At 72.6% G+C, this 19,881-nt stretch carries 24 protein-coding genes; 11 read left to right on the top strand and 13 right to left on the bottom strand.

What is annotated here, in order from left to right; all coding sequences use genetic code 11:
- Positions 1-64 precede the first annotated feature (64 nt).
- The gene (locus Val02_RS33645; RefSeq protein ID WP_203903310.1) at positions 65-1,351 is read left to right on the top strand and encodes an alpha/beta fold hydrolase; all 1,287 of its coding nucleotides are present in this window, start codon (positions 65-67) and stop codon (positions 1,349-1,351) included.
- Positions 1,352-1,441: 90 nt separating this feature from the next.
- On the opposite strand, the gene Val02_RS33640 is transcribed toward Val02_RS33645, so the two are convergent.
- Together Val02_RS33640 and metF are read right to left on the bottom strand one after the other, a co-directional pair.
- Positions 1,442-2,140 (bottom strand): CDP-alcohol phosphatidyltransferase family protein, encoded by a 699-nt coding sequence (locus tag Val02_RS33640; protein WP_203903309.1) that lies wholly within the window; start codon positions 2,138-2,140, stop codon positions 1,442-1,444.
- Positions 2,137-3,054: a methylenetetrahydrofolate reductase [NAD(P)H] gene (metF, locus tag Val02_RS33635; protein ID WP_203903308.1), complete on the bottom strand. Its 918-nt coding sequence runs from the start codon at positions 3,052-3,054 to the stop codon at positions 2,137-2,139. The genes Val02_RS33640 and metF overlap by 4 nt, the downstream gene beginning before the upstream one ends.
- A gap of 158 nt (positions 3,055-3,212) precedes the next feature.
- Here metF and Val02_RS33630 point away from each other — a divergent pair, with 158 nt between their 5' ends.
- Positions 3,213-4,442 carry an NsdA family TPR-like regulatory protein gene (locus tag Val02_RS33630; RefSeq protein ID WP_203903307.1) on the top strand — a complete coding sequence of 410 codons (1,230 nt, stop codon included), beginning with the start codon at positions 3,213-3,215 and terminating at the stop codon, positions 4,440-4,442.
- A 10-nt stretch (positions 4,443-4,452) separates the two neighbouring features.
- Entirely contained in the window at positions 4,453-5,535 is a 1,083-nt protein-coding gene (locus Val02_RS33625; protein ID WP_373317983.1) for a polyprenyl synthetase family protein, read from the top strand.
- 7 nt (positions 5,536-5,542) lie between these two features.
- Here the strand turns inward: Val02_RS33625 and Val02_RS33620 are convergent, their stop codons facing one another.
- Genes Val02_RS33620 through Val02_RS33610 form a run of 3 tightly spaced genes read right to left on the bottom strand, consistent with a single transcriptional unit; the run spans position 5,543 to position 7,127 of the window.
- Positions 5,543-6,370, bottom strand: coding sequence for a helix-turn-helix domain-containing protein (locus Val02_RS33620; RefSeq protein WP_203903306.1), 828 nt, complete (start codon positions 6,368-6,370; stop codon positions 5,543-5,545).
- Positions 6,367-6,921 (bottom strand): DUF6879 family protein, encoded by a 555-nt coding sequence (locus Val02_RS33615; RefSeq protein ID WP_203903305.1) that lies wholly within the window; start codon positions 6,919-6,921, stop codon positions 6,367-6,369. The genes Val02_RS33620 and Val02_RS33615 overlap by 4 nt, the downstream gene beginning before the upstream one ends.
- 2 nt (positions 6,922-6,923) lie before the next feature.
- The gene (locus Val02_RS33610) at positions 6,924-7,127 is read right to left on the bottom strand and encodes a lipid A biosynthesis lauroyl acyltransferase (RefSeq protein ID WP_203903304.1); all 204 of its coding nucleotides are present in this window, start codon (positions 7,125-7,127) and stop codon (positions 6,924-6,926) included.
- Positions 7,128-7,231: 104 nt separating this feature from the next.
- Between Val02_RS33610 and Val02_RS33605 the strand changes: the two genes are divergently transcribed.
- On the top strand, positions 7,232-7,510 hold the full coding sequence (locus Val02_RS33605; RefSeq protein WP_203903303.1) for a DUF397 domain-containing protein: 279 nt from the start codon (positions 7,232-7,234) through the stop codon (positions 7,508-7,510).
- On the opposite strand, the gene Val02_RS33600 is transcribed toward Val02_RS33605, so the two are convergent.
- Genes Val02_RS33600 through Val02_RS33590 form a run of 3 tightly spaced genes read right to left on the bottom strand, consistent with a single transcriptional unit; the run spans position 7,507 to position 8,479 of the window.
- Positions 7,507-7,821 (bottom strand): lycopene cyclase domain-containing protein, encoded by a 315-nt coding sequence (locus Val02_RS33600; protein ID WP_203903302.1) that lies wholly within the window; start codon positions 7,819-7,821, stop codon positions 7,507-7,509. The genes Val02_RS33605 and Val02_RS33600 overlap by 4 nt on opposite strands.
- Positions 7,818-8,135, bottom strand: a complete 318-nt coding sequence (locus Val02_RS33595) for a lycopene cyclase domain-containing protein (protein WP_203903301.1) — start codon at positions 8,133-8,135, stop codon at positions 7,818-7,820. The genes Val02_RS33600 and Val02_RS33595 overlap by 4 nt, the downstream gene beginning before the upstream one ends.
- Positions 8,132-8,479 carry an Rv2175c family DNA-binding protein gene (locus Val02_RS33590; protein ID WP_239153534.1) on the bottom strand — a complete coding sequence of 116 codons (348 nt, stop codon included), beginning with the start codon at positions 8,477-8,479 and terminating at the stop codon, positions 8,132-8,134. The genes Val02_RS33595 and Val02_RS33590 overlap by 4 nt, the downstream gene beginning before the upstream one ends.
- Before the next feature lie 61 nt (positions 8,480-8,540).
- Here Val02_RS33590 and Val02_RS33585 point away from each other — a divergent pair, with 61 nt between their 5' ends.
- Genes Val02_RS33585 through Val02_RS33575 form a run of 3 tightly spaced genes read left to right on the top strand, consistent with a single transcriptional unit; the run spans position 8,541 to position 12,008 of the window.
- On the top strand, positions 8,541-9,098 hold the full coding sequence (locus Val02_RS33585) for a hypothetical protein (protein WP_203903300.1): 558 nt from the start codon (positions 8,541-8,543) through the stop codon (positions 9,096-9,098).
- Between the two features lie 34 nt (positions 9,099-9,132).
- Positions 9,133-11,100, top strand: a complete 1,968-nt coding sequence (pknB, locus tag Val02_RS33580; protein WP_203903299.1) for a Stk1 family PASTA domain-containing Ser/Thr kinase — start codon at positions 9,133-9,135, stop codon at positions 11,098-11,100.
- Positions 11,097-12,008 carry a deoxyribonuclease IV gene (locus Val02_RS33575; RefSeq protein ID WP_203903298.1) on the top strand — a complete coding sequence of 304 codons (912 nt, stop codon included), beginning with the start codon at positions 11,097-11,099 and terminating at the stop codon, positions 12,006-12,008. The genes pknB and Val02_RS33575 overlap by 4 nt, the downstream gene beginning before the upstream one ends.
- Before the next feature lie 49 nt (positions 12,009-12,057).
- Here the strand turns inward: Val02_RS33575 and Val02_RS33570 are convergent, their stop codons facing one another.
- From Val02_RS33570 to Val02_RS33555, 4 genes are all read right to left on the bottom strand, one after another.
- Entirely contained in the window at positions 12,058-13,419 is a 1,362-nt protein-coding gene (locus Val02_RS33570; RefSeq protein ID WP_203903297.1) for a cupin domain-containing protein, read from the bottom strand.
- Entirely contained in the window at positions 13,416-13,775 is a 360-nt protein-coding gene (locus Val02_RS33565; RefSeq protein WP_203903296.1) for a hypothetical protein, read from the bottom strand. The genes Val02_RS33570 and Val02_RS33565 overlap by 4 nt, the downstream gene beginning before the upstream one ends.
- Positions 13,776-13,838: 63 nt before the next feature.
- Positions 13,839-15,218, bottom strand: coding sequence for a class II 3-deoxy-7-phosphoheptulonate synthase (locus Val02_RS33560; RefSeq protein WP_203903295.1), 1,380 nt, complete (start codon positions 15,216-15,218; stop codon positions 13,839-13,841).
- Between the two features lie 76 nt (positions 15,219-15,294).
- A complete protein-coding gene (locus Val02_RS33555) occupies positions 15,295-15,654 on the bottom strand; it encodes a PIN domain-containing protein (protein ID WP_203903294.1) in 360 nt (119 codons plus the stop codon).
- 105 nt (positions 15,655-15,759) lie between these two features.
- Here Val02_RS33555 and Val02_RS33550 point away from each other — a divergent pair, with 105 nt between their 5' ends.
- The 4 genes from Val02_RS33550 to Val02_RS33535 all read left to right on the top strand — a co-directional run bounded on the left by Val02_RS33550 (position 15,760) and on the right by Val02_RS33535 (position 18,787).
- On the top strand, positions 15,760-16,146 hold the full coding sequence (locus Val02_RS33550) for a response regulator (protein WP_203903293.1): 387 nt from the start codon (positions 15,760-15,762) through the stop codon (positions 16,144-16,146).
- 135 nt (positions 16,147-16,281) lie between these two features.
- Complete coding sequence (locus Val02_RS33545; RefSeq protein ID WP_203903292.1) at positions 16,282-17,205, top strand: anti-sigma factor RsbA family regulatory protein; 924 nt, start codon at positions 16,282-16,284, stop codon at positions 17,203-17,205.
- Positions 17,206-17,255: 50 nt separating this feature from the next.
- Positions 17,256-18,062: a thioesterase family protein gene (locus Val02_RS33540; RefSeq protein ID WP_203903291.1), complete on the top strand. Its 807-nt coding sequence runs from the start codon at positions 17,256-17,258 to the stop codon at positions 18,060-18,062.
- The gene (locus Val02_RS33535) at positions 18,059-18,787 is read left to right on the top strand and encodes a B3/B4 domain-containing protein (RefSeq protein ID WP_203903290.1); all 729 of its coding nucleotides are present in this window, start codon (positions 18,059-18,061) and stop codon (positions 18,785-18,787) included. Before Val02_RS33540 ends, Val02_RS33535 begins: the two co-directional genes overlap by 4 nt.
- A gap of 3 nt (positions 18,788-18,790) precedes the next feature.
- Here the strand turns inward: Val02_RS33535 and Val02_RS33530 are convergent, their stop codons facing one another.
- Positions 18,791-19,831 carry an FHA domain-containing protein gene (locus Val02_RS33530; protein ID WP_203903289.1) on the bottom strand — a complete coding sequence of 347 codons (1,041 nt, stop codon included), beginning with the start codon at positions 19,829-19,831 and terminating at the stop codon, positions 18,791-18,793.
- Between the last annotated feature and the right edge of the window lie 50 nt (positions 19,832-19,881).

Below are 19,881 nucleotides of genomic sequence, written 5' to 3'. Positions count from 1 at the left end.
GCGGGGGAAATATTGCACTCCCAGTGCGATATTCACCCCCCGCGATGCGAAGGGACCCACCCCCATGCGCAGACGAACCCTTCTCCTGTCCACCGGCGCCGCTGCCGCCGCGGCCGCCGTGGCCGCCACGGGCACCCGGGCCGCGTGGGCCGCCGCACCCCGCCCGGTGCTGTTCGTGCACGGCGCCGCCGGCTCCGCCGCCCAGTTCGAGACGCAGGCCAAGCGCTTCGCCGGCAACGGCTACCCGGCCGAGTGGATCGACGGCGTCGACTACGACTCCACGTTCGCCGGTGCGAGCAGCAGCGAGGTGCTCGACGCCGTCGAACGGGCGATCGACCGGCTCCGTGCGCTCGCCGGCGTCACGCAGGTCGACCTGGTCGCCCACTCGCTCGGCACCTTTCTGAGCCAGAGCTTCCTGCGTACCCGTTCCCGCGCGGCAAAGGTGGCCCACTACGTCAACCTGGACGGCTCGACGGCGCTCAGCCGGCCCGGAGGCGTCTCCACGCTCGCGATCTGGGGCGAGGGCTCGACGGCGCGGCGGATCCTCGGCGCCACCAACGTCTACCAGTCCGACCAGTCGCACACCCAGACGGTCACCTCGACGCAGAGCTTCACGCAGATGTTCCGGTTCCTGACGGGCTCCGCCCCCGCGACCACGTCGGTGGTCCCGGCCGCGGGGACGATCCAGCTCTCCGGCCGGGTCTCCCTCTTCCCCTCGAACGCCCCCGCGTCCGGCATGCGCGTCGACGTCCACGAGGTCTCCCCGGCGACGGGCTCGCGCACGGCGCTCCTGACGAGCTTCACGGTCGGCGCGGACGGCGCGTTCGGGCCGATCGCGGCGAGTCCGACGGCGCGCTACGAGTTCGCGATCGACCAGGGCTCGGGACAGGTGCAGCACCAGTACTTCGCGCCGTTCCAGCGCACCGACCGGCTCGTCCGCCTGCTGACGAACCGCCCCGGCGAGGGCCTCGGCGCCCGGGTCCCCGTCGGGCCGAACCACAGCGCGCTGTCGATCACGCGGTACAAGGAGTGGTGGGGCGACCAGGGCGCGACCGGTGACGCGCTGAGCGTCAACGGCACGCAGATCCTGAACGCCGTCACGGCACCGCGGGACAAGCGCGTCATCGGCCTGTTCGTGCACGACCAGGGCGTCGACGGCCGCACCGACCTGACCCGGGCGATCCCGGACTTCGACGAGACCTTCATCTCGGCGGCCGACGTGTACATCCCGTCCGGCGGCACGGTGACGGTGTCGGTGACCTCGCGGGCGGCCGGCGGCACCCACCTCTTCACGGTCCCCGCCTGGCCCAGCGCGGCCGGCCGCATCACCCTGAACGTGCCCGACCTGTAGCCGCCCCGCGCGCCGATCTTGCAGTTGTGGCGCCCGACCTGCCCACTCCGGGCGCGGAATGTCCGCACCACAACTGCAAGATCGGCGAGGCTACAGGGCGCGGCGGACCGTGATCGTCAGCTGAACCAGGCCCACCGCGCCCAGCACCGTCCAGACCGCCACCGCCACGGCCGCCGCCACCGGGGCGAGCTCCGCGTCGACAAACGCCACCCCGCCGGCGGCGGCCAGGCCGAAGAGCGCCACGAGCACGCGGGTGGGGCGTTCGGCGACGGTGACCGTGCCGATGTCCGGCATCCCCGCCACCGTGGCCCGGGCCCGGACGTACTCGTGCAGCCAGGCGACCGCCCCGCACACCACGACCGGCCAGCCCGCGGCGCCCACCGCCCAGAAGGCGGCCAGCCACGCCGCCTCGGTGAGCCGGTCGGCGACGGAGTCGTACACGGTGCCGCGCGCGCTGACCCGGTCGCGCACCACGGCGAGCGCACCGTCCACCGTGTCGGCGAGCGCCCCGACGACCACGAGCGCGGCCGCCCCGAGCACCGCCCCGCCGCCCGCGAACGCCGCCACCGGCACCAGCCCGCCGAGCAGCACCCCGAACGCCGTCACCGCCCCGGGACCGACCCGCAGCGCGGCCAGCCCGCAGGCGACCCGATGGGCGATCCGCAGCCAGCCGCGCACCAGCGGCGACGCCCGACGCGGATCGAAGCCGCCGTGCAGCCCGGACCAGCGCGCGGCGTATTCGTCCCAGCCGACGGCGCGGGAGCCGGAGTCGGCGGAAGGCCCGCTCACACCACGGAATCGGCGCGCAGGTGCTGCCAGATCTCCCGCGTGGCCGTGGAGCGGTTGAGCGTGATGAAGTGGATCCCCGGCACGCCCTCGGCGAGCAGGCGTTCGCACATGAGGGCCGCGTGCTCGATGCCGAGCTTGCGCACCGCCACCTTGTCCTCGGCGATCCGCTCGAACTCGGCCAGCAGGTGCCGCGGGAACGGCGCACCGGACAGCTGTTCCGAACGCGCGATCGTGTTCATCGTCGTCACCGGCATGACCCCGGCAAGGATGGGCGTGTCGCCGCCGGCCGCCGCCACCCGGTCCCGCAGGCGCAGGTACTCGTCGGCGTCGAAGAACATCTGCGTCACGGCGAAATCCGCACCGGCCCGGCACTTGCGCACGAAGTTGGCGGTGTCCGTCTCGATGTCGGGCGAACGCGGGTGCCGGTACGGGAACGCCGCCACGCCGACGCAGAAGTCACCGGCCTCCTTGACCAGCCGGACCAGCTCGTCGGCGTACAGCACACCCTCGGGGTGGCGCACCCATTCGGCCGTGGGGTTCCCCGGCGGATCGCCCCGCACCGCGAGAACGTTGCGCACGTTGACCGCGGCGATCCGGCCGATCACGTGGCGCAGCTCGGCGACGGAGTGGTTGACCGCCGTCAGGTGCGCCATCGGCAGCAGCGTCGTCTCGGTGGCGATGCGTTCGGTGACGGCGACCGTGTTGTCACGCGTCGAGCCGCCGGCCCCGTAGGTGATCGACACGAACGACGGCTTGAGCGACTCCAGGTCCCGGATCGCCGACCACAGCTGCCGCTCGCCGTCGGCATCCCGCGGCGGGAAGAACTCGAACGAGAAGGTCGGTGCGCTCTCGCGCACGAGGTCGCCGATCGACGGGTACCGCCCAGGCATGACTGAAGGAAGACCGAGCGCCACGCACCGACTGTAGCGGCCCACCGGCCCGACGGCGTCATCCGTCCCACCGCCCGCCACCAAACCGTCGTACCCACCCGGTATACGAACACCGGAGCAGCCCCACCCGGGCGCCGCTCCGCCACTGCCGTCGGGGGTCCGGAGCGCAGGAGGTCATGCCCATGTCGTTGTCGGGTGGAGGGGGCGCCGAGTCGCTGGGGGCGCTGCTGGCGCGCACCAGGCTGAGCCAGGGGCGTTCCCAGTTACGGATGGCCGAGTTGTTGTGTGCCGCGTCGGGGACCGCCACGGTCACCCGGCACGAGATCAGTCGTTGGGAGCGGGACCTGCGGGTGCCCGGCGGCCACTGGCTGCGCTGGCTCGCGGCGGTGCTGGAGCTGCCGCTGTCCGCGCTGGAGACGGCGGCCGCCACCAGCCGGGAGCTGCGGACCCGCACCCCGCCGCGGTCGGCCGTCCCGCCGGCACCGCCCGGGCGGGACGTGTTCGGCGCGCCCGCCCGTTCCACGTTGCTCGCCGAGGCCCGCGATCTTCCCCGGCTGCGGGCCCTCGACGACCAGGTCGGCGGCGGCGACCTGGCCGTGATCGTCGACGCGGTGCTGCGCCGCGAGGTGGCGGCGCTGCGGCGTACCCGATCGGCGCGGCGCTCCCGGGTCCGCCGGCTGGCCGGGCTCGCCCAGTTGGCGGGCTGGGTCGACGCCGACGCGGGCGACGACGCCGGGGCGCGGGCGGCCCACCGGCTCGGGCTCCGCGCGGCCCGGATCGCCGGTGACCGTCCGCTCGCCGCGCACCTGCTCGGGGCGGCCGCGCACCTGGCCGACGATCCGCGCCGGGCGTTGGCCCTGGCCACGGCCGGTGCGGCCGAGGCGGCGCGGGGCGCTCCGGGTGCCGTGCGGGCGTTGCTCCAGCAGCGGGTGGCGCTGGCGGCGGCCCGGGCCGGCGAGCGGGCGGACGCCGAGCGTGCGCTGGGTGCGGCCGAGTCGGCGTTCGACGGGCGTTCGCCCGGGAGCGATCCGGAGTGGCTGTACTGGCTGACCGAGCCGGAGTTCACGGCGATGACCGGGCGGTGCTTCGCGGTGCTGGGCCGGCCGCGGCTCGCGGTTCCGCTGCTCGAGCATGCGCTGCGCGGCATCGGGCAGCCCCGGCCGGCGGCGCTGTACCGGTCGTACCTGGCCGAGGCGCACCTCGACGCCGGGGCGTTCGACCGGGCCCGGGTGCTGGCCGGGGAGGTGCGCCTCGACGCGATGCGTTCGGGGTCGGTGCGGGCCTCGATGCGCGCACAGGCGCTCGCCGAACGGATCTCGACGATCACCGTTCGTGGTGGTCGCGGGCCGTCCGGCCGGGCCGATCCCCAGGCGATCGCACCCGGCCGTGGCACCCTGCCGGATGCCGGCTAGCGTCCGAGGGGTGACTCGTGATCCCTCCTCACATCCATTGGACCGCGCCGATCTCCGTTCCCGGGTCGGCGCGGCCCTCTCCCGGTTCCTCGCCGGACAGCGCAGCCGCATGGAGGCCATCGATCCGGAGGCGCTCACGCCGGTCATCGACACGATCGAGCGCTTCCTCTCCGGCGGCAAGCGGCTCCGGCCCGCGTTCGCCTACTGGGGGTACCGGGGTGCCGGCGGGGTCGACGCGGACGCGGCCGTCGCGGCGTTCGCCTCCCTCGAACTCGTCCAGGGGCTCGCGCTGATCCACGACGACGTGATGGACGGCTCCGACACCCGGCGGGGCGAGCCGTCGGTGCACCGGCGGTTCGCCGCCGCACACCGCTCCGCGGGCTGGCACGGCTCCCCGGACGCGTTCGGGACCGCCGCGGCGATCCTCTGCGGCGACCTGTGCATGGTCTGGTCCGATGAACTGCTGCACACCAGCGGGTTGGACCCGGCGGCGATCGCGCGGCTGCGGCCGCAGTTCGACGAGATGCGCACCGAGGTGACGGTCGGCCAGTATCTCGACGTGCAGACGCAGGCGGCGGCGCTGTCCACCACGGCGCGGGCGAGCCTCGTCGCCCGGTTCAAGTCGGGCAAGTACACGATCGAACGCCCGCTGCTGATGGGTGCGGCCGCCGCCGACGCCGGCCCGGACGTGCTGGCCGCGTACTCCGGGTACGGGCTGCCGCTCGGCGAGGCGTTCCAGCTGCGGGACGACGTCCTCGGCGTCTTCGGCGACCCGGCGGTGACCGGCAAGCCGGCCGGCGACGACCTGCGCGAGGGCAAGCGCACCTACCTGGTGGCGGCCGCGATGGAGGCGATCGACGGCACCGACCGCAAGGATCTCGAACGCCACCTCGGCGACCCCGACCTCGACGCCGCCGGGGTGGACCGGCTGCGCGGCATCATCGACGGCTCCGGCGCCCTGGCGAGGACCGAGGCGCGGATCGCCGACCTCACCGCGAACGCCCTCGCCGCCCTGGACACGGCGACGCTGGAGCCGGAGGCAAAGGCCGTCCTCACGGCGCTGGCGGAGGCGGCCACCCGCCGCCAGGTCTGAGCAGTGCTCAGCCCGTGACGGCGTCGACGGCCCGGCGGATCAGAGCCCGGGCGTCGGCGCCTGTGGCGGCGATCTCCAGCATGTCGTCCATCACCCGTGAGTAGAGTTCCGCGTCGCAGTCGACCTCACCGTGGAACAGGTCCAGCACGACGATTCCGTCGTACATCTGGAAGGAGTTCTGCGGCATGCGCCGGTGCCCGCCGCGCATCGGCAGCACGGCGACGCGCACATTGGGAGCGTCGAGCCAGGTCAGCAGGTAGTGCAGCTGCGGCTCCATGATCTCGGCCGGGTACACGTTCCGGTGAAGTACCGGCTCGTCGATCAACAGGTCGAACATCTTCGTCCGGTCGTGGAGATACCGCTGGCGTTCCAGCCGCACGGCGACCGCCTCGTCGATGTCCTCTCGGCCGCCGTGCAACTCCTGCATCTCCTCGAAAACCCGCCGCGCGTAGGCCCTGGTCTGAAGGAACCCCGGGATCCAGGCGGTGTCGAAGTACCGGATGACGGTCGAGTCGGCGACCAGCCGGTTGTAGTCACGCTGGACGCCGGCCTGCCCTTGGGCCATGCGCTGCCGAAAGTCCCTACGTAGCAGTTCGGCGGCGGCGAGAAGCGTCAACAGATCGTCCTTCGCCTGCGGCACACCCGCGGCCGTCGCCCACGCCGTCACGTCGTCGGCACTCGGAAAGATCTGGCCGGCGCGAATTCTGGACACCTTCGACGGGTGCCAGCCGAGTCGTTCGGCGAAATCCTTTCCGTTGAGCCCGGTCGCGTCGTGCAGGGCGCGGAGCCGTTCGGCCACCCCGCCCGGCACAGCGAGCCACTCCTTCTTGTTCACGGAGCCTGCTCCGGCTCGGCGTGCGTGAGTGCCACTCCGTGCGCCAGGGCGAGATCGCGCCAGTACCTCGCCCGGCCGAGCGACCCGGGGTCATCGGTCAAGTGCGTGCGCACGCGGTTGCCCAGGCCGTCGAACCGCATCACGATCAACTTTCTGTCATCAAGCAGCCACCAGTCCGAATGCCCGGCATCAGGCAGCAGACCGACCGCTTCGGCGCGGCGCCGGGAAAGGTACCGCAGGCGCTCACCGGCCGCGACGTTCCACGCGCCGGCCCACTGCTCCCATCGCTGGCTCACGGTCGGCGGCTCGTCGTGGATCCGGACCCGATCGACGGTACGACCGGCCGCTGTCAACCGGCGCACCTGTGCGAACCAGCTGCGCAGCGACGGCACCTCGGTGGGGTCCTGCGGATCACCCGCCGCGAATCGGCGAATCGTGTCGATCTCACTGGGCTCGCAGTACTCGGCCTGGCTTTCCAGGCGGAACGCCGTGAACGCGAAGGTCCCGAGCAGACCGACGAACTCATCGTCGTCGAGCGGCCGGTCACCCATGGTCAGCGTGGCTCCCGCAGCCGGTCCAGCACATTGGCCGGAACGAACACGCCGTCCTCGTCATCGGCGAGCTGTCGCAACTCGGCGCGGGTGGCGTCGTCGAGCTTGCGTCCCTGCACCACGTAACCGCCCTCGGTGGCGTACAGAGCCGGGCATCCCGCTCCACCCGAGGTGTCGTCCTTCCAGAGAAACATCAACTTCAGCATGACTGCACCCTTCGCCGGGTCATCGAATGACGTCCATCCTCACATGATGTGCAATCGGAGTGCAATTGCTTGACTAGATTCATGCACGAGGGCATGGTGGCGTCATGACCGATTCACATGTGCCTGACAAGGCCGGCCTGTGCGCCGGCTGCCGCGAGCAACACGGACGCGAAATCCGCTGGCCATGCCTGACGATCGAACTGGGCGCCGTGCACTGGACCAAGGTGGACCGGGACTCGGACGACTGCGTCGAGGTCGCGTTCCTGAACGGCGGACTGGTCGCCCTACGAAACTCGATCGATCCGGACAGCCCGACCGTCGCGTTCACGCCGAGCGAGTGGACGGCGTTCACCGACGCGGTGCGGGCCGGCGAATTTCGCTAGTCCCAGGGCGTGGGGTCTACGCCGCGGCGCCCCCACCACATCCACAGCGACAGCGTCAGCAGCACCAGCGCGAACCCGAACACCAGGTCCTCGACCGGCGCGTACACGATCCGCAGCCCGACGATCGCGTCCGGGTCGTAGCGCACCACGCCCCGCCCGGTGAGCACCCCGTTGGACAGCAACTGGAAGAACACGATGATCGGGTACGTCGCCCAGAACACCTTCCGCAGCACCAGCCGCGTGCGGAGCACGAAGAGGTCCACGAGCACCGCGAGAAGGACCCCGAGCAGTGCGGCGGCCGTGTAGCTCACCGTCGACGCCCCAGCACGGTACGCACCGCTTCGAACCCCAGGATCGCGCAGACCGGCACCACCAGGAAGAACAGGATCTCCTCCAGCGGCAGCCCGCCCGGCGCGAAGACCCCGGTGATCTGCGCCTCGTCGAACCACCAGTGCCCGGCCGCGATCGCCGCGAGATCCCACAGCACGAAGATCACCGCCACGGGCAGCACGGTCAGCGCCAGCCGCCGCCACCGGCGCAGCACGCCGACCTTCAGCAGCGGTTCCAACCACAGCGCTCCGCAGAGGCAGAACGCGAGAACGCCGAGATATACGAGATGTCTCAAAAGCCCAGAGCCTGGGCGCGCCGCTTCACCTCGGTCGCGCGCGGCCCGTTGAGCGCCGCGGCCGGGCAGCCCGGCAGGGTGTCATCCGCCGTGTAGAGCCACCGCATGGCCTCTTCGTCGTTGTACCCAGCGTCGAAGAGGACGGTGAGCACCCCGGGAAGGTGCTTGAGCACGGTCGGGCCGGCGACGAGTTCGGCCGGCACGTAGAGCACCCCGTCCCGGCGGACGGCGAGCAGGTGGTGATCCCGCAGCATCTGCCGCACCCGCGTCACGGGGACCGAGAGACGTTCGGCGATGTCGGGAAGGTTGACCCAGCCTGCCGGCTCGACGGGAGTTTCGCTCACCGCAATAGGGTGCCACGCCACCCGCCTCCACCAGTAGCGGCACACGCACGAAGGGGATCACGTGGGCAACGTGTTCGACCGGATCGGCCGAGAGGCGGCCGGCGTATGGCGTTCGATGCGCTATGACCTGGACGCACACCGGGCCACGCGGCTCGGCAGCGCGTTCACCAAGGAGATCGAGCCCCCGGACGGGGAGTCGCGGTCGCGGCTGGTCCCCCTGACGGGGGTCGCGTTGCTCGTCGCGGGCGGTGCCGCGGGTGCCGTCCTGGCCGTCTCCGGTGGTCTTGCCGCCATGGGAACGGACACCGCGCCCCTGGCCGGCAACGGCACACCGGCGTCGACCACCACCCAGGAGGCCGACCCGACGGACGAGGGCACACCGGAGACGGTCCGCCCCGAGACGGCCCGCCGGCCGGCCGCCCGACCGGAGCCCGTAGGGCGGAACTCCCCGATCACGGCGCCGAGCGAGTCCGAGCAGCCGATCCCGGAAGCGACGACCGTCGCACCGTCACCGAGTGTGAGCGAGTCACCCGATCCGAGCGTGTCGCCCGCCCCGTCGGCGGCCCCTTCGGCCAGCGACGACGTGCCCCGTTGGCGTCAGCACCGCAACGGTCGCTGAAGATCTGGGCACATCGGCCGTACACTCGCCTGCGATGGACACCACGGTTACCGATTCGTTCCTCGGTGCGCTCGTCGACGGGCGCTACCGGGTCCGGGCGCGCGTGGCGCGGGGCGGCATGGCAACCGTGTACACCGCCGTCGACGAGCGCCTGGAGCGCCAGGTCGCGCTGAAGATCATTCACCCGGCGCAGGCCAGTGATCCGCGGTTCGTCGACCGGTTCATCGACGAGGCCTCGACGATCGCCCGGCTGACCCACCCCAACGTGGTGGCCGTCTACGACCAGGGCACCCACGAGGGTCTCCCCTATCTGGTGATGGAGTACGTGCGCGGCCGCACGCTGCGCGAGGTGCTGGCCGACCGGCGTCGGCTCCAGCCGGCCGAGGCGCTGGCCGTTCTGGACCAGGTGCTGGCCGCCGTCGCCGCCGCGCACCGGGCCGGTCTGGTGCACCGCGACGTCAAGCCGGAGAACATCCTGGTCGCCGAATCCCCCGGCGGCACGGTCAACGCGATCATCGACGGTGTCGTGAAGGTCGCCGACTTCGGGCTGGCCCGGGCGGTGGAGCGCAGCACCGAGGACGCCGGCTCGCCGCAGCTGCTCGCGACGGCCGCCTACGTGGCCCCCGAGCTGGTCACCAGCGGGCACGCCGACCCGCGCACCGACGTGTACTCGGCCGGCATCGTGCTGTTCGAGATGCTCACCGGCCAGGTGCCGTACGACGGCGAACGGCCGGTCGACGTGGCGTGGCAGCACGTGCAGCAGGACGTCCCGCCGCCGTCCCGGTTCGTCGCCGGGCTGCCGCCCCTCGTGGACGAACTGGTCGAGCGCGCCACCCGCCGCGACCCCGGCAGCCGGCCGACCGACGCGGGCGCCATGCTCGCCGAGGTGCAGGCGGCCCGCGAGGACGTGGGCATGACGGTGCGGACCCGGCACACGCCGCCGCTGCTGTCCGGCCCGACGGTCGTGGTGCCGCAGATCGCGGGGCCGCGCGAGAGCGAAACGACGATGCTGCCCCGGGTCGAGGGCGCCCGGCCCGCGTGGGCCCGGCTGCCGGGTGAGCCGCCCCGGCCACGTTCCCGCAGAAACGCGCCGGCCCGCTCGGACGGCATCGGTGGCCTGCTGCGCCGGGTCAACGCGGACCCGCGGGGGCGGATCGCGCTCGCGGCGGCGCTGGTGACGATCGGCCTGCTGGCGGCCTTCGGCGGCTGGTGGTTCGGCATCGGGCGGTACGACCCGGCGCCGGGCGTGGTCGCGATGACGAAGGCCGAGGCGGAGGCCACGGCGAAGAAGTTCGACCTGACCGTGAAGTACACCGAGCCGCGCTTCGACGACAAGGCGCCGAAGGACCGGGTGCTCGCCCAGCAGCCGGCGGCCGGTGAACGCATCGCGTCGGGCGGCACGCTCACGTTGACGCTGTCCCTGGGACCGGAGAAGTTCGTCCTGCCCGATCTCGTGGGCTACGAGGTCGACCTCGCCATGCAGCAGCTCAAGGACCTGAAGGTGGTCGTCGAACGCCGCGACGACTACAGCGACGTGGTCGAGAAGGGCCGCGTCATCGGGACCGACCCGCCGGCCAACGGCCAGGAGGTCTCGCCCGGGTTCAAGCTCACGCTGATCGTCAGCAAGGGCCGCGCGCCGCTGACCGTCCCGCGCGTCATCGGCCAGAACGTCAGCCAGGCCACCAACGCGCTCAGCCTGCTCGGCCTGCAGGTGGTGACCTCGGAGAAGGAGGACAGCCGCCCGGCCGGCGAGGTGATCGGCCAGGATCCGCCGGAGGGCTCCAGCGCGGAAAAGGGCCAGACCGTCACGTTGACGGTGAGCAAGGGGCCGCCGGAGGTCGAGGTGCCCAACGTGCAGGGCCAGAACCCGGCGCAGGCCAAGGCCAACCTGGAGGGGCTCGGCTTCGTGGTCGCCATCGTCGGCGGACCGAACGCCGTGATCGGCTACAGCCCGCAGGGCCGCCAGAAGCGCGGCACGACGATCACCCTGTACTGCATATGACGGCGGTGCGGATCGGCGGGCACGCCAGCGCGGGCGGCGGACTCGCCACCGGGACGATGCCCTACATCGACGCCACCGGCGCTGACGTGGTGCAGGTGTACGTGTCGAACTCCCGCGGCTGGGCGCTCCCGCCCGGCCGGCCCGAGCAGGACGAGGCGTTCCGGGCGGGGTGCGCGGAGCGGGACGTGACGGCGTTCGTGCACGCGTGCCTGCTGGTCAACATCGGCTCCCCGACCCCGGCTACGGTCGAACGCTCCATCGACTGCCTCCGCCACGGCCTGTCCCGCGCGAAGGAGATCGGTGCGGAGGCGGTGGTCTTCCACGCCGGCAGCGCGGTCGACGAGGACCATGCGCCGCACGCGCTGCGGCAGGTCCGCGAGGTGCTGCTGCCCGTGCTGGACGGCATCGGCGACGACGACCCGATCCTCCTCGTCGAACCGAGCGCGGGCGGCGGTCGCTGCCTGGCCAAGCGGGTCGAGGACCTGGGCCCGTACCTGGCCGCGGTGGATCACCACCCGGGGCTGGGCGTGTGCTTCGACACGTGTCACGCGTGGGCGGCCGGTCACGACCTGGCGACGCCGGGCGGGATGGCGGCGACGCTGGACACCCTGGTGGCCACGGTGGGCGCGGGCCGGCTGCGCCTCGTCCACGCGAACGACTCCAAGGACACGTGCGGCTCCACCCGCGACCGCCACGAGTCCCTGGGTGCCGGGACGATCGGCGCGGCGGCGTTCGCCGAGTTGATGGCCCACGAGGCGGTGCGTGGCGTGCCGGTCCTGGTGGAGACGCACACGGATCGCGACGGCGTGAAGTACGCCGGCCATCGGGCGGACATCGCGCTGCTCCGCGCGGCCGCTTCCGCGCCTGCCTCCGCTTCCGCCGATCTTGCAGTTGCGGCAGCGACATAACGGCCTAGAACCGGACGCGCCGGGCACCACAACTGCAAGATCGGCGCGGTCAGAGCGGTACGACGACCGCCTCGCGGAGCAAACGGCGGAGCAGGACCATGCCGTCCGCCGCGTCGTCCAGACCCGGGAGGTCCCGCGCCCTGCACGGCTCGCCGGCCAGGACGCGTTCCAGCGCCGGCGCGCAGAACCCCGGAAAGTCCAGCGTCCGCCCGTACAGCGACATGATCACGCGGTCCCCCGACGGCCGCAGGGTCGGGCGCAGCCCGGGCCGCAGCGCCACCGGCGTCGCCGGGTCCAGGGCGTCGGCCGCCGCGAGCTGTGCGAGCGGGGCGAGCGGGGCCGGCCGCGCGGAGGTCCGGTCCCGCGCACCCAGCAGCCGCGCCACGTCGGCGGCATCCACTGTGGACAGCCAGTCCCGGAGTGCGTCCACTGTGGACTCCAGCTCCCCGGCCAGGCCGGCGGCCGAGGTGACGTCCACACCCATCGGCAGGCCCCTGCGCAGGGACGGCTCGCTGACGGCCAGGTCGAGCAGCGCCCCCAACAGGTCGTGCCGGGTGTAGGACTTCACGCCGATGGTCAGGTGCACGGACAGTTCGTCCACGGCCTGCGCCGAGTGCAGCCACCCGCGGGGCAGGTACAGCGCGTCCCCAGGTGCGAAGACCTCGTCCAGGAACGGCGCACCGTCGGCCGCGGCCGACACCTCGTCGGCGCGCCCGCCCCACGGCTGGCGTTCGAGCGGGTCGGGCACCACCGGCGGGTGGATGCGCCACCGCTTGCGGCCGGCGATCTGGAGCACGAACACGTCGTGCGTGTCGTAGTGCGTCGCGAAGCCCCGGTTGCCCGGCGGCGTGACGTAGCCGTTGATCTGCACGGGATGCCCGAGATCCGCCCGCAGCCCGACAGCGAACCGGATCAGCGGCGGCCACAGCCGGTGCAGCCCCTGGAGCACGAGCGTGGCCCCGTCGCCGAGCAGTGCCAGCACCTTCTCGTCGAGCACCTGGTCGGCGACCTCCGCACCGGTGCCGCCGCTGCCGACGAAGCGCTCCGCCGGCAGGACCCGCCCCTCCTTCGCCACCCGCAGGAACGGCGTGCGCAGCCCGCGTTCGCTCAGGAGGGAGTCGACGGCCGTGACGTCGAACAGGTCGGCGAACCCGTCCGGGGGCCGGGACAGCAGCGGGGTCCGTCCGAAGTGGACGGTCGCGAACTCGTCCGGGGCAACCGCGACGCACCGCCGCAGCGCGGCCCGATCGACGCCCGCCGCCCGGTCACCGCCACCCGCGCGGGCCGCCGCACCACCGTCCGACGCCGCGTGCCCGTCGCCGCCCGAAGGCGCCGCCGGCGGCGGGGAGACCCGATCCGCGGACCCCGCCACGGGGCGGGCGGAGCCCTGCGGACGCGAGGTGAGCGTCATCGGGCGCCGCTGTCGGCCCCGCCGTCCTCGGCGACCGCGTTCGCGCCGCCGTCCGCGGGGCCCTCGGCCGCGCCGTCGGCACCCGCGTCGACACCGTCCGGGTCGGCCCCGCCGTCGGCAGTCCCCTCGCCGGACGCGCCACCGTCGGCGCCGCCGTCCTCGACGGCCACGTTCGCGCCGCCGTCCGCCGGGCCCTCGGTGGCGCCGGTGGCCGGCCCGACGGCCGTGGTGTCGTTGCCCTGCGCGGTGGCGCCGCTGTCCGCGCCGCCATCCTCGACCAGGGCGTTCGCGCCGCCGTCGGCCGGGCCTTCGGCGCCGGCGCCGCCCGGACGGATGTCGTCGTCGTTGAGTCGCATGCTGTCCTCCTGAGGGAATGTGCGATCGCCATACCCCCGGAGGACCGCTTCACACCGCCGCCGTCAGCCGCGCAGCATCTCCGCCACCAGGAACGCCAGCTCCAGCGACTGCTGCGTGTTGAGCCGCGGGTCGCAGGCCGTCTCGTAGCGGTCGGGCAGGTCCTCGTCGACGATCGCCTGGGCGCCGCCGAGGCACTCGGTGACGTCCTCGCCGGTCAGCTCGACGTGCAGGCCGCCCGGGTGCGTGCCGAGCTGGCGGTGCACCTCGAAGTAGCCGAGCACCTCGTCGACGATCCGGTCGAAGTGGCGGGTCTTGTAGCCGTTGGAGGACTCGACCGTGTTGCCGTGCATCGGGTCGCACTGCCACACGACGCGGCAGCCCGCGGCGGTGACCTTCTCCACGATGGACGGCAGCACGTCGCGGACCTTGCCGTTGCCCATGCGGCTGATCAGGGTCAGCCGGCCGGGGATGTTCTGCGGGTTGAGCTTCTCGCACAGTTCGATCGCGGTCTCGGGCGAGGTGCCGGGGCCGAGCTTCACGCCGATCGGGTTGGCGATGCGCGAGATGTAGTCGATGTGCGCGTGGTCGAGCTGGCGGGTGCGTTCACCGATCCACAGGAAGTGGCCGGAGAGGCCGTACGCCTTGTCGCCGACGATGCGGGTCAGCGGGCGTTCGTACTCCAGGGCCAGCGCCTCGTGCGAACAGTAGAGCGTGACCCGGCGCAGTTCCTCGTTGTCCTGCACGCCGCAGGCCTGCATGAAGCCGAGCGCCCGGTCGATCTCCCGCCCGATGGCCTCGTACCGCTGGCCGGCGGCCGACGTGCGCACGAAGTCCTTGTTCCAGTCGTGGACGGCGTGCAGGTCGGCCATGCCGCCGCCGAGGTAGGCGCGCAGCATGTTCATGGCGCTCGACGCGTTGGCGTACGCGCGGATCATCCGCTGCGGGTCGGCGACGCGGGCCTCGGGCGTGGTGTCCAGCGAGTTGATCAGGTCGCCGCGGTACGCCGGTAGGCCCAGCGCGTCCGTCGGCGACGAACGCGGCTTCGTGTACTGTCCCGCGACCCGGCCGACCTTGACCACCGGCAGCGACGCGCCGTAGGTCAGCACGACCGCCATCTGCAGAAGCGTGCGCGCGTTGGCGAGCAGATGCGCCTCGGTGTTGTCCGCGAACGTCTCCGCGCAGTCGCCGCCCTGGAGCAGGAACGCCTTCCCGTCGGCCACCAGCGCCAGCCGGTCGCGCAACTGGTCCACCTCGTACGGCGCCACGATCGGCGGAACGAGGTTGAGCACCTCCATCACACCGTCGACGGCCACCTGGTCCGGAAACGGCGGGACCTGTGCCCGCGGGAGCTCACGCCAGTGGTCCAGCCCCAACGACTCCTCGCTGACGGGCTCGCCGATCTCCGGTCCGGGGTACCGGAAGTGATGCCATTCCTGCCGCATGGCGGTAAGCCTACGGACGTCGGCAACGCGCCCGAAACACGGGAGGCGTGTCCTAAGAAGTGGATTATTGACACACCTATCCGAGCCAGCCACGCAACGTACCAGGGCCGACGACCGAGGCCCCGTGCGCGGCGACGCGCTCCCGCAGGGCCCGGTCGGCCGTGACGACCGTGCACGCACCGGCCAGTCGCTCCGCCAGTTCCACTATCGTGTCGTCCCCACTGCCGGGAGCGGCGACGACGGTGACGCCCTCGACCGGCTCGACCCCGCGGGCCTGTCCCTCGACGACCAGGACGACCTCGTCGGCGGGGAGCGCGGCGGCGGCCACGGCGTCGCGCAGGCGGCGGGTGGCACCCGCGCGGTCCCGCCACCACCCGTCCGGCCGGGAGCCGACCACGTTGGCGGCGTCGATGATGAGGCTCCCAGTCACCGTCATTCGGGTCATTGTCTCAGGTCGGGCGATCCAGGGCCGATAGCTCGGCGTGACCATCAGTGTTTCCAGGCACCGTGCCATGCACTCGCTCAGTCCGGGGAGCGGCGCGTGCTGGCGCTGATCGTTGACGACTCGCAGTCGATGCGCCGGGTGCTGCGCCGCGTCCTCGCGCCGCTCGGGTTCGACGCCTACGAGGCGGGCAACGGCAAGGAGGCGCTCGACCTGCTCAGCAAGGTGAGCAAGCGCCCCGATCTGGCGCTCGTCGACTGGAACATGCCCGAGATGAACGGCCTCGATTTCATCCGGCACGTGCGCCGGATGCCGGAGTTCCGGCCGATGTGGCTGATGATGTGCACCACCGAGAGCGAACACAGCCAGGTGGTCCGTGCCCTGGCCGCCGGCGCGCACGAGTACGTGATCAAGCCGTTCACCTCGGAGACGATCCATCAGAAGCTCGCCTACCTCGGATTGATATCGCTGACCTCCCGGGTATGACGTTCCGATCGGAAGTCCGACACGACGCCGCACCCCCGGTGCGTCTTCTCCCGCCCGAACTAGCCCGAGGATTGCGCCACCGTTACTGTCGAATGGAGCGTTTCCAGGTGGGTGGGCGAAGGGCGGGTGTTACAGATGACGTCACTCGCGCACGAGGCATTGATGTATCGCGACGCGCCCTCGTATCTGGACGGCTGCCTGCCCTTCATCGACCGGGGCCTGCAGTCCGGCGCTCCGGTGCTGGTCGCCGTCCCGAAGGCCAACGGCGAGCTGCTGCGCCGTGAGCTGGGCACGCGCGACGACCAGGTGCGGATCCTCGACATGACGATCGACGGGCGCAACCCGGGCCGGATCATCCCGGCGGTGCTGCACGCGTTCATCGAGGAGCACCGTGGGCAGCCGGTCCACATCATCGGCGAGCCCGTCTGGCCGACCCGCACCGCGGCGGAGTATCCGGCGTGCATGCAGCACGAGGCGATGATCAACAGCGTGTTCGACGACGCGCGGGCGTCCATACTGTGCGCCTACCACGTGCACGATCTCGAGCCCGAGGTGCTGGCCGACGCGGCGCGCACGCATCCCGTTCTGGTCAACGCAGGCCAGCGGCAGGACAGCCGGGCCTACACACCGCCGCGCGCCGTGATGGAGCTGTTCAACCGCCCGCTGCCGGTGCCGCCGCCGCACGCCGCGCTCATGGTCTTCGACAACGTCGACGACCTGCTGGAGCTGCGTAACTTCGTCGAGAAGGCGGCCCGCGACATCGGGCTCGTCTACGACCGTTCGGTCGACCTGCAGGTCGCCGCCAACGAGCTGGCCACCAACACGATCCGTCACTCCGGCGGGCCCGGGGTCGCCCGCGTGTGGGCCGACGACGGCCACATCATCTGTGACGTCTCCGACGGCGGCCACATCCCGGACCCGCTCGCCGGGCGGGTGCCACCGCCGCTGAGCAGCGAGTCCGGTCGCGGGCTGCTGTTGGTCAACTACCTCTGCGACCTGGTGCGGATCTATACCACACCCGGCGCGACCTCGGTCCGCGTTTACGTGCGCCTATCCTGATCCGGGTCGCTCCCCCGCGGAGCGCCGCACACGGGGACGAGGAGAGCGCGATGGCGGGATTCGTCGACGCCACCAAGGTGGCGCCGGTCGCCGACGGCGAGTGGAGCGCGGAGCTGGACGGGCAGTGGGCGGTCATGGGCCGGCCCAACGGCGGGTACCTGGCGGCCGTTCTCGCGCGGGCCGCGATCGCCTCGATCGACGCCGCGCACCCGCACCCGCTCGCCACCAACGCCCACTACCTCAACCCGCCCTCGCCCGGCCCCGCCACGATCGTCACCGAGACGCTGCGCCGGGGCCGTTCGGTCAGCCAGGTGCGCACCCGCCTGATCCAGGACGGCACGCCGTGCGTCGAGGGCGTGTTCACGCTCGGCCGGCTCGCGCCGGACGCCGAGCCGGTGTGGTCGGTCGAGGCGCCGCCGGTCCTGCCGCCGCCGCAGGAGTGCCGGCTGATGATCCCGCGGCCGTCGCCGACGGTCACGGTCGAGATCCTCGAGGTCATCGAGCAGCGGCTGGACCCGGCGGTCCTCGGACACCTGAGGGGCGCCCCGGACGGCGGCGGCGAGATCCGGGGCTATGTCGGGTTCGTCGACGGCACCGACTTCGACCCGCTGGGGCTGCTCTTCGCGGCCGACGCGCTGCCGCCCGCCTCGCTGACCGTGGGCGCGTCCGGCTGGGTGCCGACGCTGGAGTACACCGTGTACGTGCGGGCCCTGCCCGCCCCCGGGCCGCTGAAGGTGCGCCAGCGGGCGCGCCTGATCCAGCAGCCGGGTTGGATGGTCGAGGAGTGCGACGTGTGGGACTCGGCGGACCGGCTGGTCGCCCAGGCCATCCAACTGGCTTCGGTGAGGTTCTCATGACCCGGACGGAGTTCGTGCTGACCGACGAGGTGGCGGAGGCGTTCCCGGAGACGCAGATCCGGCTCGTGGTCGCCGACGGGCTGCGCGTCGGCCCCGACTGGGCGCACGTGGGCGCCGCGATCCAGAGCCTGGAGAACAGGCTCGCCGGCCTCCAGTGGCAGCCGGTCACCGAGGAGAACGACGAGATCGCCTCGTGGCACGCCGCATACCGGCGCTTCGGCGCCAACCCGCGCCGGCTGCGCCCCAGCGTCGACGCGCTCTGCCGGCGCCTGGCGAAGAGCGGCCGGCTCCCCCGGGTCTCGCCGCCGGTCGACGCCTACAACCTGGTGTCGGTGATGTACGGCATTCCCGCCGGGGCGTTCGACCTGGCGCACCTCGACGCCCCGGTGCACATCAGGCGGTCCCGGCCGGGTGACCGGTTCGTGCCGCTGGGCGAGCCGGACAGCGTCGAGGAGCCCGCCCCGCACGAGGTGGTGTACGCGGCCGGCGACCGGGTGCTGACCCGCTGCTGGAACCATCGCGACTGCGACAGCACCAAGCTGACCGAGGAGACCACCGGCGCGGTGTTCATCCTCGAGCGCGTCTCCGCCACGGCGGTGCCGGACGACCGGATGCAACAGGCGCAGCAGGCGCTCGCCGGGCTGGTCGGCCCGCACGCCGACCTGGTGTCGTTCGCCACGATCGACGTGACCAGGCCCGTCGTGCGCCTGGCGCCCGTTCCATGAGAATCAGAGCTTGGGAAGGCGGATCGCGACCGTCGGCGCCTCCGTCATGACCGACCGGGGGGCGGCTGCCGTCGACGAGACCGCGCCGTACCGGGTCACCTCGACCCCCTCGTGCAGCTCCAGCGACTCTCGATCGCCGAGCCGGTGCGGCTGACCCTGCGGCAGTCGGTTGCGCGTGCCGCCGCCGACCGCGATCGTGCCGTTGGTGCTGAGGTCGGTCGCGTAGATCCCGTCCGCGCGCAGCTCCAGGCGGACGTGCTTGCGGCTGATCCACCCCGCCGCGCGCTCGTCGAGGTAGGGGCCGAGGACGACGCCGCCGCGCTCGTCCGGGTTGCGCCCCACGATCACGGGGGAACCGGCAGCCACGCCGAACCGGTGCCGGACCAGCCCGTCCACGCGGGCGACCAGCATGACGACCGGTGGACGGGCACCGGCGTCGCCGAGGCGCACCAGGTGCCGCGGACACGTCGGCACGCCGCCCTGCGCCAGGTGCGGCGGCGACTGGCTGACGCCGGGACGGCCGAAGCTCGGGCAGTCCATCTCGGGGCAGCGCCACAGCCGCGACAGCGCCGGGTGCGAACCCGCCGGTGCGGCGGGCGGCCCCGCCTGGAGCAGCATCGCGCCGCCGCCCTCGGCGATCGGCCGCAGCGTGTACCCGCGCATCGGGGTGGCGGTGACCACCGGCTGGGCCGTCAGCGCGGAGATCTCACCCGCGCGGGCGAGCGGCGGGATGCCCTGCGGCAGGATCTCCACCAGCCCGTCGTCGGACCAGCGGCGCAGCACCATCCGCTCGTTGGAGGTCAGCGCGGTGTCGCTGAGCAGCGCCCGCGACGCGACCGGGTACAGCGCGGCACCGCCGTCGCCGAGCAGCTTGGCCAGGCCGTCGATGACCATGCCGAGCCGCATCAACGAGATCGGCTTGCCGCCGTCCAGGTCCACGAGACGGATGATCTCCGCAACATCGACGATCCCGCCGGTACGCAGCGGGTCGGTGAAGATGCGGCGCTCGATGGCGTCCAACGCCCGGGTCACTTCGAATCGCACCCGAACATCATGCTGCACTGCGGCGCGTCACCATACTGGACACCTGGTTG

Source organism: Virgisporangium aliadipatigenens (assembly GCF_016863615.1).
Lineage (GTDB): Bacteria > Actinomycetota > Actinomycetes > Mycobacteriales > Micromonosporaceae > Virgisporangium > Virgisporangium aliadipatigenens.
Note: the sequence above shows the minus strand (reverse complement) of the source record. Positions and strands in the feature narration are given on the sequence as shown.

Bases quoted from the DNA above. Each gene is read 5' to 3' on its own strand.
- Val02_RS33645 (WP_203903310.1), top strand. From the start codon at position 65: ATGCGCAGACGAACCCTTCTCCTGTCCACCGGCGCCGCTGCCGCCGCG.
- Val02_RS33630 (WP_203903307.1), top strand. From the start codon at position 3,213: ATGTCGTTGTCGGGTGGAGGGGGCGCCGAGTCGCTGGGGGCGCTGCTG.
- Val02_RS33615 (WP_203903305.1), bottom strand. From the start codon at position 6,921: ATGGGTGACCGGCCGCTCGACGACGATGAGTTCGTCGGTCTGCTCGGG.
- Val02_RS33610 (WP_203903304.1), bottom strand. From the start codon at position 7,127: ATGCTGAAGTTGATGTTTCTCTGGAAGGACGACACCTCGGGTGGAGCG.
- Val02_RS33605 (WP_203903303.1), top strand. From the start codon at position 7,232: ATGACCGATTCACATGTGCCTGACAAGGCCGGCCTGTGCGCCGGCTGC.
- pknB (WP_203903299.1), top strand. From the start codon at position 9,133: ATGGACACCACGGTTACCGATTCGTTCCTCGGTGCGCTCGTCGACGGG.
- Val02_RS33575 (WP_203903298.1), top strand. From the start codon at position 11,097: ATGACGGCGGTGCGGATCGGCGGGCACGCCAGCGCGGGCGGCGGACTC.
- Val02_RS33570 (WP_203903297.1), bottom strand. From the start codon at position 13,419: ATGACGCTCACCTCGCGTCCGCAGGGCTCCGCCCGCCCCGTGGCGGGG.
- Val02_RS33565 (WP_203903296.1), bottom strand. From the start codon at position 13,775: ATGCGACTCAACGACGACGACATCCGTCCGGGCGGCGCCGGCGCCGAA.
- Val02_RS33560 (WP_203903295.1), bottom strand. From the start codon at position 15,218: ATGCGGCAGGAATGGCATCACTTCCGGTACCCCGGACCGGAGATCGGC.
- Val02_RS33555 (WP_203903294.1), bottom strand. From the start codon at position 15,654: ATGACGGTGACTGGGAGCCTCATCATCGACGCCGCCAACGTGGTCGGC.
- Val02_RS33545 (WP_203903292.1), top strand. From the start codon at position 16,282: ATGACGTCACTCGCGCACGAGGCATTGATGTATCGCGACGCGCCCTCG.
- Val02_RS33540 (WP_203903291.1), top strand. From the start codon at position 17,256: ATGGCGGGATTCGTCGACGCCACCAAGGTGGCGCCGGTCGCCGACGGC.
- Val02_RS33535 (WP_203903290.1), top strand. From the start codon at position 18,059: ATGACCCGGACGGAGTTCGTGCTGACCGACGAGGTGGCGGAGGCGTTC.